The sequence below is a fragment of the Ruegeria sp. C11 genome (genome assembly GCF_056537725.1).
On the sequence record NZ_JBQFSB010000001.1, the window covers coordinates 1 to 14,356 of the forward strand.

Below are 14,356 nucleotides of genomic sequence, written 5' to 3' on the forward strand. Positions count from 1 at the left end.
GTCAGCTCGTCCCGCTCCAGCAGAACAACGTCGGTCCAACCAAGCTTGGCAAGATGGTAGAGAATCGAACAACCGACAAGACCACCTCCGATGACAACGGCCTGGCAATTTTTAGTTAGCATTTCAGAAACCTTGAATTGGAAGCCCCAACAAACTGTGCATCAAACTACCCAAACTGAACTGGTGTGCCTCATGAAAACTATTCTCAATGCGTGAATTTTCTGCCCGGTGAAATTACTTATCCGGCTGCCAATAAAATATCCGGTTACGGAAGTGGTGTGCTCAAGCGCGGTGACGGGCTGCTTTCCATTCTGCATTAACACTACGGAGCCGATACAGTTTAAAATCTATGAAGTGTTTCCATGCCAACCCTTGCCGCGGGAGATGCCGATCCTGGGCTTAAGAAAAGCGCCCAAGGTTCGAATCCTTGTCTCTCCATCAAATTTTGGCAAACACTCGTCCTTCTCAGTCAGCAATTCCGTCAAATCTGGAAAATTTTGCCTGGGATTGAACCATTATCACTTGCCGTCAAAAAGCGGCAGTATCCCGCCACTGCAACCGTGTATAACCAGCGCCTCCCGGCTCAAACTCTGGTTGTGAACAGTTTATCCGGACTTTCCCCTTTTTTTCCCTTTAGATATCAACCATCTGGGCGGCACATTTTCCAAAGGAGATCCAAATGTCGCGTGTAATCGTTATCATCGCAGTTCTCGCCGCAATTGTTGTCGGCGGCTATTTCTTTATAAACCAGCCCGAACCCACCGCAGCCGAAAAACTACAGTCTGCAGCTGAAGATGCCGGACAAGCCGTGAGCGAAGCGGCTTCTGCAGCTCAGGAAGCAGCCAGCGAAGCTGTGAACAATGCCACACAGCAAGCATCCGAAGCGGCTTCGTCAGTTGCAGATCAGGCGTCCGAAGCGGCGCAGCAGGCAAGTGACACCGCCAATGATCTGGCCCAACAAGCAGGCGAGCAGGTTGCGGCACTTAGCGATCAGGGACAGGAACTTCTGAACTCGTGGGTGGAAAGCGGCATGCTGACCGCAGAACAGTTCGACTACGATAAGGTCGTAGCGGCAGTTCAGGAAAGCCAGTTGTCTCAGGATATAAAGTCGCAGGCGATCAAGATTTTGGACGACATCAAGGCAGCGCCGGAAACTTTTGCGGCGAAAATCGAAGAACTAAGATCACTGTTGACACAATAATAAGCAAACGGGTCGGCGGTGCTCGCCGACCCTCTTCTCGTCAGGGGTTTTCCGCCACGTCATTGCGGTAAGAAATTGACGGAAGCCTTGGTGGCATGTTTGCATTCAGCAAGTCACCAACCAGACTGGACATGCATTTGCACTTGCCCGCTATTCACATCCCGCTCGGCGGCCCGGCAAGCCGGATATCCAAACCGAAGTTCCCGCGAGATGTCAGCCGTGCAGAAATGGTGTTGCCGATTCAGAGATTTTGGCACGCCTTGCCCCTTAAAATGCTGGGCATTTGCGCATGTGCACCCAACAAACCCGATCCAAGGACAATTAAATGAAAGACGATCTTCCGTCTCAAATGTTTGCCGTTATTCAAACTCATGATGGGTATTCTGATGCGGCAACCGGCCCTATGATCGACAATGCAGCGGACTGGCTTGCTGAGGCGGAGTTGCCGTTACCCACACCCGGCCCGGGACAGGTGCTGATCCGGTTGCGTGTGGCGTCCGTCAATCCATCGGATATTCACTTCATCAAAGGCGAATACGGACAACCCCGTGTCAAAGGTGCTCCTGCCGGTTTTGAGGGGTGCGGCGACGTTGTCACTGCTGGAGAAGGGGCTGAAGCGCTGCTGGGACAGCGGGTTTCGTTTATTGCCGCGGGTACTGGTGCGTGGGCGGAATATGTACTTACGCAAGCTCGGATGTGCATCCCGCTGCGACCGGATGTTTCTGATGAAGATGGCGCAGCGCAGATCGTCAATCCGCTTACCGCAATGGCCATGGTTGATATTGCACGTGCAGACGGGGACGCCTTTGTCATTTCCGCCGCGACAAGCCAATTGGGTAAGTTGATGTGCAGCCTTGGACGCGATCTTGGCATGAAGCCCATTGCGATCGTCCGCCGGAGTGAAACGGTCGAAGCACTTAAATCTCTGGGTGCTGAAGAAGTTCTGGTCAGCAGTGACCCGGATATGCCCCGGCAATTTGCGTCGATCAGCAAGCAATTGAAGCCTCGGGTGTTTCTCGACGCCGTGGCAGATCAGGTTTCCGAGCAGATTTTCACCTCCATGCCCAACCGCGCGCGGTGGATCTGCTACGGAAAATTGAGCACGGAGCCGCCAAAGCTGACACAGGTCGGACAGTTCATTTTCATGGGCAAACGGATCGAAGGATTCTGGCTGACCGAGTGGATGATGAACACGCCACCAGCCGATCAGATGCGCGTTGTTTCCGAAGTGCAGGCGCGTTTTGCAGATGGACGCTGGCAAACGGACGTATCCGAACACCTTAAACTTCGTGACGTTGTGTCGGGTTTGGCAGATGCGCTGAAAAAGAGTGACGGAAAGGTAATGATCACGCCATAGTAGAGTCACGCCCCCGCGAAGTGAGGAGCGCATGGGCAGGATAAGGACGCCGGTTTTACCGGCGCAGGGAGGAAAAATTTGGACAACGTACAGCTGCTGATCAGCGGGCTGGCGAATGGCTGTGTCTACGGCCTGATCGCACTAGGTTTTGTACTGATCTATAAAGCGACCGAAGCCGTGAACTTTGCGCAGGGCGATTTCATGATGCTGGGCGCTTTTGTCACCATCGGATTGACGAATACGGAATACATGGGTCTGCCTTTCTGGCTGGCACTTCCGATTTCCCTGGGGATCATGGGGGGACTGGGATATTTGCTCGACCGATTGATCATCCGGCGCATGTTCGGGGAAAGCCAGACCGCCGTTGTCATTCTGACCATCGCACTTGGTTTTGTGATCCGGTTCGTGGCCGGGCTGATCTGGGGACATGAGCCACAGACGTTGCAGAACCCGCTGGCAGGAAAGGACGTCCGCTTTGGCGGGTTGGTTCTGGGGATGGAGGACGTAGCCGTTATCGTCGTCACCATACTGCTCACCTGGGGGCTGTATGTTTTCTTCAGCAGAACCAAACTTGGGCTCGCGATGCAGGGTGCATCTCAGAACCAGTTGGCCGCCTATTACATGGGTGTGCCTGTCAAACGGGTTCAGAGCTTTATCTGGGCACTGGCAGGTGTGGTTGCCGGAATTGCTGGCATTCTGTTTGCAGCCAAAGGCTCGGTCGATCCTAATACCGGACTTTTGGGCATCAAGGCTTTCGCTGCAGCGGTGATCGGCGGCTTTGGCAGCTTGCATGGTGCCCTTGCCGGTGGCCTGATCGTTGGTGTGATCGAGCCATTCGCCAGCCGATATATCGCAGCTGGATACAGTCAGATTGCACCATATGCGTTGTTGCTTGCCGTGCTGATTTTCCGCCCTCACGGGCTGTTCAGCCAAGTGCGCGTAAAAAAGGTCTGAAGCGATGCGGATTGTATTCAAAACCGACTACATGCAGGATATCCGCCCCTGGAAAGACGGGTATCAGCTAAGCCTTTATCTCATTCTTCTCGCCGTGGTCGCTGCTGCGCCCTGGTGGCTGGATGAATTCTATCTTGGGGAACTGACCAATGTCCTGATCTGGGCCATTGCAGGGCTTGGCCTGATGATCCTGACTGGACATACCGGACAGGCCAGCCTTGGACATGCGGCATTTCTTGCCTTTGGGTGCTATGCCAACGTCATTCTGGTCGAAGCGGGTGTACCCTTTCTGATCGCCTTTCCGCTGGCCGGTATCATGACAGGTATTGCCGGGGTGACTGTTGCCATCCCTGCCCTGCGACTGCACGGCATCTATCTGGCTATCTTTACGCTGGCCCTGTCCATTTTGATGGATGACATCATCGTTCTGGCCGAGCCGATCACTGGCGGCGTTGCCGGAAAATACATCGGTGGCGTCGACGTTCTGGGTTTGACTATTGACCGCTGGGGAACGCCTGATCTGTTTTATTGGCTGGTCCTGATCATCACTGTCCTTGTGACGCTTGGATACATCAACCTTCTGCGTGCGCCATTGGGCCGAAGCTTTATCGCCGTCAGGGATTCGGAAGTTTCGGCACAGGCAATGGGCGTCGACATCTCGCGGACCAAAACCATCTCCTTTGCGATTTCCTGTGCGATCACGGGATGGGCAGGCGCATTGATGGGCATGTATTCCGGGGCTTTCAACAACGAAACTTTCAGCGTTGTTATCTCGATTCAGCTGCTGATGATGATCGTCATCGGTGGTCTGGGATCGATCCACGGCGCATTCTTCGGTGCCATCGTCATCGGGTTCCTGCCGCAATTCCTGTCCATATCCAAGGAATATGTCGGGGCAGTATTTGGCGGAAACACTGTCGCCATTCCCGGGCTGGAATTCGGCATATTCGGAATGATCCTGATCGCCTTCATCCTGTTCGAGCCGATGGGCATTTATGGCCGATGGTTGAAAATTCGCACTTGGTTCGAGCTGTTCCCTTTCTACCGCAAGGATATGTTCAAAAGGCAAAAATCCTACCTCAAGACGGAGCGCCTGAGATGAGCTTTTTGGATTTTGAGAATGTCACGCTAAAATTCGGCGGACTGACGGCCGTCAATGACCTTTCCTTTTCTGTGAATCAGGGCGAGGTCTTTGCAATCGTCGGACCAAATGGTGCCGGAAAATCAACTGTATTCAACCTGATATCGCGCTTTTATGACCCATATAACGGATCAATCCGGTTTGACGGACATGATCTTCTGGAGGTTAAACCTTCGGGCGTCGCAGCCTTTGGGGTGGCGCGTACATTCCAGAACATTGAGCTGTTCGAACACGCCACGGTTTTGCAGAACCTTCTTGTCGGGCGGCATCGCCATCGCAAAAGCAATCTGCTGACCGAGTTGTTCTTTACCCCATCAGCCAAACGGCAGGAAATCGAGAACCGCGAAAAGGTCGAGGAGGTCATCGACTTTCTGGATCTTCAGGCCTACCGCGATAAAATGATCGCGGGGCTGCCTTATGGTGTCAGAAAAGTTGTCGAGGTCGCACGGGCCTTGGCGACGGATCCCAAATTGCTGCTGCTGGACGAACCGGCGTCAGGCTTGTCGGTCGAAGAAACAACCGACATGCGGTGGTGGATCGACGACATCCGCCGTCAGATGGGCATCACCGTATTGATGGTCGAGCACGATATGGGACTTGTTTCTGGTGTTTCTGATCGCGTTCTGGCCATGGCAGACGGTGCCAAACTGGCCTTGGGAACCCCCAGCGAAGTTCAGTCCCATCCGGCAGTCGTCGAAGCCTATCTGGGGAAAGCATCATGAGCGAACCCATTCTAAAAATCCGAAATATCGAAAGTTTCTATGGTCCGATCATGGCCATTCGGGGCGTTTCTCTGGATGTTCATCCGGGAAAGATCGTCTCGATCCTTGGCGCCAATGGCGCTGGAAAAACTACTCTGATGAAAACCGTTTCAGGCGTTATGGACCCCGAAAAAGGTACCATCACGTTTGAAAACGAAAACATACAAGGTTCGGAACCACATAAAGTCGTGCAAAAGGGAATTGTACACGTCCCGGAGGGACGAGAGGTTTTTCCCCTGCTGACGGTCGATGACAACCTGAGCCTCGGGGCCTACACCCTGCGAGACAAAGCCCAGATCGAACGGGACCGCGAACTCGTGTTCAACTACTTCCCGGTCCTCAAGGAACGCCGAAACCAAGAGGCGGGAACCCTGTCAGGCGGCCAACAACAAATGCTGGCCATTGGACGCGGCTTGATGGGCAACCCGAAAATCATGTTGCTGGATGAACCCTCTCTGGGCTTGTCACCACTTCTGGTTCAGGAAATTTTCGCGATACTCAGACGCCTGAACGAAGAACAGAACATGACGATCATGCTGGTGGAACAGAACGCTTCTGCCGCTCTGGAACTGGCGCATCATGGATATGTCATGGAGGTCGGGCGCATTGTTATGGACGGAGACGCGGACGATCTGATGAAATCAGAGGATATCCAGAACTTCTATCTTGGCGTTCAGGAAGAAGGCGCGCGTGAAAACCGCCGCTGGAAACGTAAGAAAACTTGGCGATGACAACAGAGGTGAGCAAAATGGATGTAAGCACCCTGCCCCCTCAGACAGTGATCAATGGCGTGTCTTTCAACGCCACCCCCGGGCAGCGCCCCGTCAGGGTTGATGATTGCACGACAATTCCCGGGCTTTTTCAGAAACGATGCGCGGAATTGGGCAGACGGACTGCGCACCGTGAAAAGGACTTTGGCATCTGGAAGACGTATTCCTGGGCGGATTATTGGCAGCACGCCAAATGGATTGGCCTTGCCTTGCGCAAACTGGGCCTGCAGCGCGGCGAGGTCGTCTCGATCCTGTCCGAAGATCGAAAGGAATGGGCCTATTTCGATATGGGCATCCAGTCTGTCGGCGGGATTGCTTCGGGGGTCTACACGACCGATTCAGCCAGTCAGCTTCGGTATCTGGTAAACGACAGCGATAGCCGGTTTCTGATCGTCGAAAACGAAGAACAACTGGATAAATACCTGGAAATCGAGGCCGATGTTCCCGGTCTTTTGAACGTCATCATCCTTGAAGACGAAGGCCTGCACGACCTTGAGCATCATCGTTGCATGATGATCAATGATCTGTATGAAATCGGAAGACTGGCTGAAAAAGAGGACCCCGGAGCGTTCGATCTTGAAATCGCCAAAGCCAGCCCTCAGGACACGGCGCTACTAATTTACACATCCGGCACCACCGGGATGCCCAAAGGCGCCATGCTGAGCCATGAAAATATCATGGCCGCGATCGAAGCAGGCGCGCATCGCCTGCCCACATTCTCAAGCGACGAACAACTTTGCTTCCTGCCGCTGTGCCATATTCTGGAACGCGATGTGTCGATCTATTTTCCGCTAGCGGCAAAAAACACAGTGAACTTTGCAGAAAATCCGGAAACGGTTTTTGCAAATCTACAGGAGGTTTCGCCAGCAACCTTCACCGCTGTGCCGCGTGTATGGGAAAAGATCTATTCTCAGGTTCTCATCATGGCGCAAGAGGCCACGCCAACTGGCCGCGCGGCATTTGGGCTGGCCCTGAAATCTGGGATGAAGCGCGCCGAATACCTTATTGAAAACAAACCTGTTCCCGCCATTGTGTCTGCTCAGTTCTGGGTCTGGAACAGGCTGGTGCTTAGAAATTTGCGGCGCATGCTGGGCATGGACAAAATGCGACGCGGCGGTACCGGCGCGGCACCTATCTCTCCTGAATTGCTGAAATGGTACTGGGCTATCGGTGTGCCGCTGGTCGAGGGTTATGGCATGACCGAAACCTCAGGGCTGGCTACAATCAACACGCTTGAGGAAAACAGGATTGGTACGATCGGCAAGGCCGTTCCGGGCATTCAGGTCCGTATCGCCGATGGTGGCGAAATACAGGTCCACGGCTTGAATACGTTCCAGGGTTATTGGCGCAATAACGAAAAAACGGCCGAGACATTCACAGCCGACGGATGGTTGAGAACAGGCGATGTCGGGCGAATGGATGACGATGGTTTCGTCACGATTACAGGACGTTTGAAAGACATCATCATCACCGCAGGCGGCAAGAATATCACGCCTGCCGAGATCGAAAGCCGCCTGAAATTCAGCCACTTCGTTTCCGATGCCGTAATAATCGGTGACCGGCGTAAGTACCTGACAGCGCTGATTATGATTGATCAGGAGAATGTCGAGAAATACGCTCAGGACAACAAGATTCCGTTTTCAAACTTTGCGTCGCTTTGCGCCGCCAAGGAGGTGAAGCAGCTTATTGAAGACGAGGTTAAAGCCGTGAACAAAGAATTCGCGCGGGTCGAACAGATCAAGGACTTCCGCCTGATCGATGTGCTTTTGACAGCCGAAGACGAGGAGTTGACCGCGACAATGAAACTGAAACGAGGGTTTGTCGAAAAGAAACACGGACATCTGATTGAAGATATGTACAAATAGTGCCGGGATTACCCAAAGGGAGGAGAAACATGAAAACTATGATCAAGCGGCTGACAGCCGCCACTGCATTGACGGCGGCTGCGACCCTTGCCAGCGCGGAAACGCAGGGCGTGACCGACGAAGAGGTGATAATCGGATCGGTCAATGATCTCAGCGGGATTTTTGCGGCTGTTGGTGTACCAGCCGTGAAAGGTGCAAACGTCGTATTCGACCGGGTGAACGCAGATGGTGGTGTGCACGGTCGTACAATTCGTTACGTAGTCGAGGACAACGGATATCAGATGCCGCGCGCGATGCAGGGCTATAATAAGCTGCTGAATCGCGACAAAGTGTTTGCCATGTTGCAAAGTCTTGGCACGCCGATGAACCTGGCAGGCTTCAAGCTGCTCGATCCCAAAGGGATTCCGAATGTGGCGCCGTTGTCGGCTGCACGTCAGATGCTGCAGGATCCCGTGGACAACAAGTTCACGTCTTTCTCAAGCTACTATGACCAAAGCCGGGTCGGTGTGAAGTATCTGACCGAAGAGTTTGGTGCCGAAAAGGTCTGCACCATGTATCTGCCTACCGATTTCGGGAAGGAAATCCTCGAAGGATCAAAAGCTGGCGCGGAAGAGGCCGGGATTACCTTTGCAGCCGAAACCACTCACAAACCGGATGAGACAGATTTTGTCGGCTCACTTAGCAAGCTCAAGGAAGAAGGCTGTGACATCGTCACCATCGCCTTGGGTGTGCGGCAGGCCATCACCGTGGTCGGTACCGCCAAGAAAATGGGCCTGGATGACATGAAGTTTCTGGGGACATCGGCCAGTTTCCTGACCGTGGTAGCTCAGGTGCCCGGTGGCGTAACTGACGGGTTCTATTCGGCAGCCTCCTGGCAGGACCTGTGGGCGCGCGCGGATGAGCCTGCTCCGAAAGCATTCATCGAAGAGTACAAGGCTGCAACAGGCGAAGACCCGGTTGGCTTTGCCATGCTGGGCTATGCAGCTGCCGAAATGATGGTCAAAGCGCTAGAGGCTGCCGGCCCGGACCTGACACATGAGAGTTTCATCGCTGCGATGGAGTCTCTTGATTATCAGGACGATCTTGTCGGCAACCACATGACCTTTGGGCCGGACGACCATCAGGGCGCCGATACCGTTTACGTCAATCTGGTCGAAGGCGGTGCGTGGAAGAAGGTCCACGAAGAGTAACGGCCGAGAATTCCGTCCCTACAACAAAAAAGGGCTCGCAATCGCGAGCCCTTTGATTTTGTGCACTCGGCAGCGAATTAACGCTTCGAGAACTGGAACGAACGACGCGCTTTGCGCTTACCGTATTTCTTACGCTCCACAACGCGGCTGTCACGGGTCAGGAAGCCAGCGGCTTTCAGAGCGCCACGCAGCGACGGATCGTACAGTTGCAGTGCTTTCGAGATGCCGTGCTTGACCGCACCGGCCTGACCGGTCAGGCCACCGCCTTTGACGGTTGCGACAACGTCGAACTCACCTTCCACACCGGCAACCTGAAACGGCTGGCGCAGGATCAGCTGCAGAACGGGACGTGCGAAGTACTTGTCCTGGTCCTTGCCGTTCACGGTGACCTTGCCGGAACCCGGCTTGATCCACACGCGGGCAACAGCGTCTTTACGCTTGCCGGTGGCATACGAACGGCCCAGCTCGTCACGTACGGGTTCGCGCACGATGACTTCTTCGGCCACGGTTTCAACGCCTGCGACGGCGCTCAGCTCTTCGAGAGTATTGATCTGATCAGCCATCGGTCATTAGCTCCGGGTGTTTTTCTTGTTCATGGACTTGACGTCCAGAACTTCGGGGGCCTGGGCTTCGTGCGGGTGCTCGGCACCGGCATAAACGCGCAGGTTGGTCATCTGCTGACGCGCCAGACGGTTGCCCGGCAGCATGCGCTTGACCGCCTGGGTCACGACGCGCTCGGGGTGTGCACCCTCGAGGATCTGCTGCTTGGTGCGCGATTTGATGCCGCCCGGGTGACCAGTGTGCCAGTAGAAGTTCTCTTCGCGCTTCTTGCCGGTCATCTGGATTTTGTCAGCGTTGATCACGATGACGTTGTCGCCCATGTCCATGTTCGGGGTGAACGACGCTTTGTGCTTGCCACGCAGGCGCATGGCGACGATCGAGGCAAGACGGCCCAGAACAACGCCCTCGGCGTCGATCAGGATCCACTTCTTGTCGATGTCTGCAGGTGTTGCAGAAAAGGTTTTCATGGCAGGATAGTCCTGTTTGATGTGAAAGACCGCCCTAAGACAGAGCGGCCCGAATTCGATGGATGCGTATCTAGACACCCGCAGGCGTCGCGTCAAGCGCGGCAATCATGATTTAATTGATTAAATACAAGAGGTTATAAATTAGGTATTATATTACCCCATTCTTTGAGTGTCTGATCTTCCGGTTTTGTCTCTCTAAAAACACACTACTCGCAAAGATTGAATGCCGTGCCTTACGTTCACCCTCACAAAGCTGCATTGGCATCCGTATCAAACGACTTAAAAGAGAGTTACAATGAAGTTTGGCCATATTGCCGTGTTTGCCGGTGCCGCGCTTTTGACCGCGTGTACCCAAGGCGCACCTATCACCACGCCGCCGGTTGAGGTGAACATCAAGCACAGCAGCACAAGTGCCCGGGTTGTGGGTTTTACTGAACCGGTTGTGCGCACCTATATTTCAGAGAACGAGGACAGCACCGACGCCGAGCCCGTCAATACACAGGGCGAGACGCAGCAAGGCCCGCCTCTGGACAGGAAAGAGGTTGTCGGTGCAGCGTGCAAGCTCGATTCAGCCGAGTTTTCGGCCAGCTTCACAACCCCGGCCATTATTCGTGCTCCCAAATTCAAGGGAAAGCCCACCCCGATCCGCTTGGTCTGCACGACAGGCGAGCGCAAATCCGATTTCACGTTCCGTCCGCGTCTTGACGGGGTGGTTGTCAGCGGCCCGTCTGTTGCAGGTCTTGTAACGGCAGCGGTCACCGCCGGGATCGCCGCATCGAGAGACATCTGGAGCTATGGCACCAACGACATTGCCGTCTGGGTGCCCTTGGGCGAAAAGAAATAGCGAACCAGACAATCCGCCCGTCAGACGCTGATCTGTTCGGGCGGATTATCCAGCAAGGCCCGCAGCCGAAGCATGGCGTCCTCGAATTGCTCTAGGGTGACATGCCCGTTCATCGCAATTCGAACTGCGTTGGGCGCACGGCCATCGCGCAATGCAAACTCATCAGCGGACCTTAGTTGTATTCCCTCCCGCTCGGCAGCCCGGCTAAATGCCGCTGAACGCCAGCCAGATGGCAGGCTCAGCCAAACAAAGGGAACTTCGGAATCCCAGTTCAGGTCAAACCCGCCAAGTGCATTTACTGTCACCCGTACGTACTCTCCCATCTTCGCCCTGACATCCCGGGCCAGTTGCTGTGCCCGGGGATCGCTAAGCAACAGCCTCGTCAGTTCCGCCAGGGGCTGTGCCAGACCGAAATACCCGTATTCGGCGGACCTCCGCAAATCACCGCTCCGTTCCTTGGGGGCGATCGCAAATCCAACACGCAAGGCCGGCGTCAGCGTTTTTGAGATGGAGGACACATGCCATCCCCGCTCGGGCGCCAGCGCTCTGTAACTCGGAGCCCGTGCCTCACCCATACGGTAACAGTCATCCTCGACAATCTCGACATCATGACGCCGAGCGACCTCAACGACTTCTTTGCGTCGCTCCAGCGGCGTGTGACCACCGGTTGGGTTTTGCACTTCTGGGGATACGCAAATTGCCTGTGCAGGTGTCTGACGCAGCAGATGGTCCAACGCCTCGGCGCTGATCCCCCACTTGTCCATTTTGACGCCGATGACATCTGCTCTCATCAGGTCACCGGCCCGACGAAATCCGGCGTAGGACAGATCCTCGACCAGAACAACGGGTTTCGGCCCTTTTAGAATGGTTTGGAAAACCACGCAGATGCCGCTTTGCCCTCCGTGTGTCAGAACAATGTCGTCGGCGGTCACGCCCCCCAATGGTAAATCCGACAGCCAATCAACGACCGCCTGCCGAACCGGCAGGTAGGCATCGCGTGTGGGATAGTTCATGAACATGCGCGGATCGCCTTGGGTGACCTTAGCCATGCACTCCCGGATCAGCGATACCTGCCCCACGTCAGGCAGCCGCGGACTGAACAAGCTGACACTGTCGTCATGTTTGTCGTCGCGAAGGTGCAGCTGTCGCGACCAAACATCGTCAAGTATCGGAGATTTTGGTGGGGCAACAAATGTACCACGTCCAACTTCTGCTTGTAGCAACCCTTCATCAGTGAGAATCGTGTAGGCCCTTGCGACCGTACCCGGAGTAATTTGCAGTCGGTACGCAAGTTCGCGCACGGGTGGGAGCTTAACACCAACCTCCAAATCTTTGTTTTCGATTGCTTTTCGTATCGTATCTGCAACCAGAGTGTACTTTGCTCCCTTTGCTTTGGGTAGCGCCTCAGGCCAAATTGTATCCATTACAATTCTTTCTTTGAATTTGGGACAATTCCGGGTGTACCTATGCCTTGTATCGAAACGCCCAACTTTGTGTCAATACAATTGAAAGGAATTTTGACATGACACGCGCAATGCACAACTCCGCCCTGATGTTGCTGAACACCAGCCCCCGGCTGCCAGTGGTCGCCCTTCTGGCAGTGCGCTTTGCCGCGGTCATCACACAATGGGAACAACGCCGCCGCAGTCGAATTAATCTTGGCCGGCTGGATGACAGGCTGCTTATGGACGTGGGCCTGAGTCGGCCGCAGGCCAGAAACGAGACGCGCCGTTACTTCTGGCAGATTTGACATATCCCCAGTCCCGTAAGGGACCTCTTCCCTGGCCGGGGTTTTTCCCCGGCCCTTTTTATCCGGTTAGGGCTGCCGCCGACCCCGCAGGGGGAATTGAGTAGGTCATTGTCGCCCGAGCGACTGGTTTCTCTGATCCCACTGAAAACATCAAAATATCACCTACCGCCAAAGTGCGTCCTAGTTTGAGCAACCGGCATTGCGCAATCATCTGCGATGATCCGTCAGGCTTGCGCATGAAATCCATGGAGCAACTGGTGGTAACCGCCAGCGCTTTTTTTCCCAACCTTGCAAGAACCATTGCGTACACGCAGACATCGGCCAGAGCGAACATGGATGGCCCGGACACAGTCCCCCCTGGGCGCAAGTGGCGCTCAGCGGTAAGCAAGCGCATTGTCACCGTATCTTCGGTCAGATCATCGATCGCAAAATCTTCTTTGACCTGCGGAAACACCACGGCCATGTATTCCGACAACTCTTCTTTGGTCATGGCCAACGACATGCTTTCCCTCCTGACATTCCAGCCCTAGAGTTGCCCTGACTGATATGGGGAGAGCAAGATGACAATTCTGGAACGTAACGACACAGATGCCATCGCCCATCTGCAACTAAATACGCCGGATCGCCTGAACGCCTTAAGTGACGAGATGCTGGCAGCGCTACAAACAGAACTTGATGCCCTGAAAGAGGACCGCGCGATCCGCGCTGTGATTCTGTCTGGTGCAGGAAAAGCATTTTGTGCCGGTCACGACCTCAAGCAAATGACAGCTGGACGGCAAGCCGAAGATGGTGGGCAGGCCTACTTTGCGGATCTGTTTCAGCGTTGCGCACGGGTAATGATGTCGATTCAGTCCCTGCCCCAACCCGTTATTGCCCAAGTACACGGCATTGCCACGGCCGCCGGTTGCCAGTTGGTCGCTACCTGCGATTTGGCCGTAGCTGCCGAAGGCACCAGATTTGGCGTAAATGGTGTAAATATCGGGCTGTTCTGTTCGACTCCGATGGTCGCACTCAGTAGGAACATCCCGCGAAAACAAGCGTTTGAAATGCTGACTACGGGGGAATTTATTGAAGCTGACCGCGCAGCAGAACTTGGCCTGATCAACCGTGTCGTGCGCCATGACAAGCTGGAAAGCGAAACCGCAGCGCTGGCTGAAAAGATTACGGCCAAACTTGGATCGGCCGTCAAGATAGGTAAACAGGCCTTTTATCAGCAGCTCCAAATGCCTTTGGACCAGGCCTATTCCTATACCGGAGGCGTAATGGCTGAAAATATGCTCTTTCGCGAAACCGAAGAAGGAATCTCGGCTTTTATCGAAAAGAGACCGCCAAATTGGAAGCAATAGATCAATTGTTTCTACAAAATGTGCCGATTGTTCGCATTTTTGCACTTCCCAAAACGGCAACACTGTGGCAATGCTTGGACAAGGTTAGTACCTTGAACGTACTTTTGGGTCGCCGTGGGCGGAAGGTCCCTCCAAGCTGGTCTCTCTCA

The 14,356-nt window shown here is 54.4% G+C and carries 16 protein-coding genes; 11 read left to right on the top strand and 5 right to left on the bottom strand.

The features are described 5' to 3' along the window. A partial coding sequence (locus ACR0NA_RS00005; protein WP_480725961.1) for an FAD-dependent oxidoreductase occupies positions 1-122 on the bottom strand: 122 nt, incomplete at its 3' end. Between the two features lie 557 nt (positions 123-679). Here ACR0NA_RS00005 and ACR0NA_RS00010 point away from each other — a divergent pair. The 8 genes from ACR0NA_RS00010 to ACR0NA_RS00045 all read left to right on the top strand — a co-directional run bounded on the left by ACR0NA_RS00010 (position 680) and on the right by ACR0NA_RS00045 (position 9,239). Further along, the gene (locus ACR0NA_RS00010; RefSeq protein ID WP_480724962.1) at positions 680-1,201 is read left to right on the top strand and encodes a hypothetical protein; all 522 of its coding nucleotides are present in this window, start codon (positions 680-682) and stop codon (positions 1,199-1,201) included. A 325-nt stretch (positions 1,202-1,526) separates the two neighbouring features. Then, positions 1,527-2,558, top strand: a complete 1,032-nt coding sequence (locus ACR0NA_RS00015; protein ID WP_480724966.1) for a zinc-binding dehydrogenase — start codon at positions 1,527-1,529, stop codon at positions 2,556-2,558. A 78-nt stretch (positions 2,559-2,636) separates the two neighbouring features. Continuing rightward, a complete protein-coding gene (locus ACR0NA_RS00020) occupies positions 2,637-3,512 on the top strand; it encodes a branched-chain amino acid ABC transporter permease (protein WP_480449625.1) in 876 nt (291 codons plus the stop codon). Between the two features lie 4 nt (positions 3,513-3,516). Then, on the top strand, positions 3,517-4,614 hold the full coding sequence (locus ACR0NA_RS00025; RefSeq protein ID WP_480449627.1) for a branched-chain amino acid ABC transporter permease: 1,098 nt from the start codon (positions 3,517-3,519) through the stop codon (positions 4,612-4,614). Continuing rightward, positions 4,611-5,375 (top strand): ABC transporter ATP-binding protein, encoded by a 765-nt coding sequence (locus ACR0NA_RS00030; protein ID WP_480724971.1) that lies wholly within the window; start codon positions 4,611-4,613, stop codon positions 5,373-5,375. The genes ACR0NA_RS00025 and ACR0NA_RS00030 overlap by 4 nt, the downstream gene beginning before the upstream one ends. Further along, entirely contained in the window at positions 5,372-6,145 is a 774-nt protein-coding gene (locus tag ACR0NA_RS00035) for an ABC transporter ATP-binding protein (RefSeq protein ID WP_170652524.1), read from the top strand. The genes ACR0NA_RS00030 and ACR0NA_RS00035 overlap by 4 nt, the downstream gene beginning before the upstream one ends. A gap of 17 nt (positions 6,146-6,162) precedes the next feature. Next, positions 6,163-8,049 (top strand): AMP-dependent synthetase/ligase, encoded by a 1,887-nt coding sequence (locus ACR0NA_RS00040; protein WP_480724975.1) that lies wholly within the window; start codon positions 6,163-6,165, stop codon positions 8,047-8,049. A 29-nt stretch (positions 8,050-8,078) separates the two neighbouring features. Next, positions 8,079-9,239 carry an ABC transporter substrate-binding protein gene (locus ACR0NA_RS00045; RefSeq protein WP_480724977.1) on the top strand — a complete coding sequence of 387 codons (1,161 nt, stop codon included), beginning with the start codon at positions 8,079-8,081 and terminating at the stop codon, positions 9,237-9,239. A gap of 77 nt (positions 9,240-9,316) precedes the next feature. Here ACR0NA_RS00045 and rpsI read toward each other — a convergent pair whose 3' ends face one another. Both rpsI and rplM read right to left on the bottom strand, forming a co-directional pair. Next, positions 9,317-9,802 (bottom strand): 30S ribosomal protein S9, encoded by a 486-nt coding sequence (rpsI, locus tag ACR0NA_RS00050; RefSeq protein WP_039535473.1) that lies wholly within the window; start codon positions 9,800-9,802, stop codon positions 9,317-9,319. Between the two features lie 6 nt (positions 9,803-9,808). After that, positions 9,809-10,267, bottom strand: a complete 459-nt coding sequence (gene rplM, locus ACR0NA_RS00055; protein ID WP_039536983.1) for a 50S ribosomal protein L13 — start codon at positions 10,265-10,267, stop codon at positions 9,809-9,811. A gap of 295 nt (positions 10,268-10,562) precedes the next feature. On the opposite strand from rplM, the gene ACR0NA_RS00060 reads away from it, so the two are divergent. Then, on the top strand, positions 10,563-11,111 hold the full coding sequence (locus tag ACR0NA_RS00060) for a hypothetical protein (RefSeq protein ID WP_480724980.1): 549 nt from the start codon (positions 10,563-10,565) through the stop codon (positions 11,109-11,111). Between the two features lie 20 nt (positions 11,112-11,131). On the opposite strand, the gene ACR0NA_RS00065 is transcribed toward ACR0NA_RS00060, so the two are convergent. Continuing rightward, positions 11,132-12,535 (bottom strand): aminotransferase-like domain-containing protein, encoded by a 1,404-nt coding sequence (locus ACR0NA_RS00065; protein ID WP_480724984.1) that lies wholly within the window; start codon positions 12,533-12,535, stop codon positions 11,132-11,134. 98 nt (positions 12,536-12,633) lie between these two features. On the opposite strand from ACR0NA_RS00065, the gene ACR0NA_RS00070 reads away from it, so the two are divergent. Beyond that, positions 12,634-12,861, top strand: coding sequence for a YjiS-like domain-containing protein (locus ACR0NA_RS00070; protein ID WP_170652519.1), 228 nt, complete (start codon positions 12,634-12,636; stop codon positions 12,859-12,861). Positions 12,862-12,919: 58 nt separating this feature from the next. Here the strand turns inward: ACR0NA_RS00070 and ACR0NA_RS00075 are convergent, their stop codons facing one another. Then, positions 12,920-13,363 (bottom strand): PaaI family thioesterase, encoded by a 444-nt coding sequence (locus ACR0NA_RS00075; RefSeq protein WP_480724987.1) that lies wholly within the window; start codon positions 13,361-13,363, stop codon positions 12,920-12,922. Positions 13,364-13,421: 58 nt separating this feature from the next. Between ACR0NA_RS00075 and ACR0NA_RS00080 the strand changes: the two genes are divergently transcribed. After that, a complete protein-coding gene (locus tag ACR0NA_RS00080; protein WP_480724989.1) occupies positions 13,422-14,207 on the top strand; it encodes an enoyl-CoA hydratase in 786 nt (261 codons plus the stop codon). Positions 14,208-14,356: the final 149 nt, after the last annotated feature.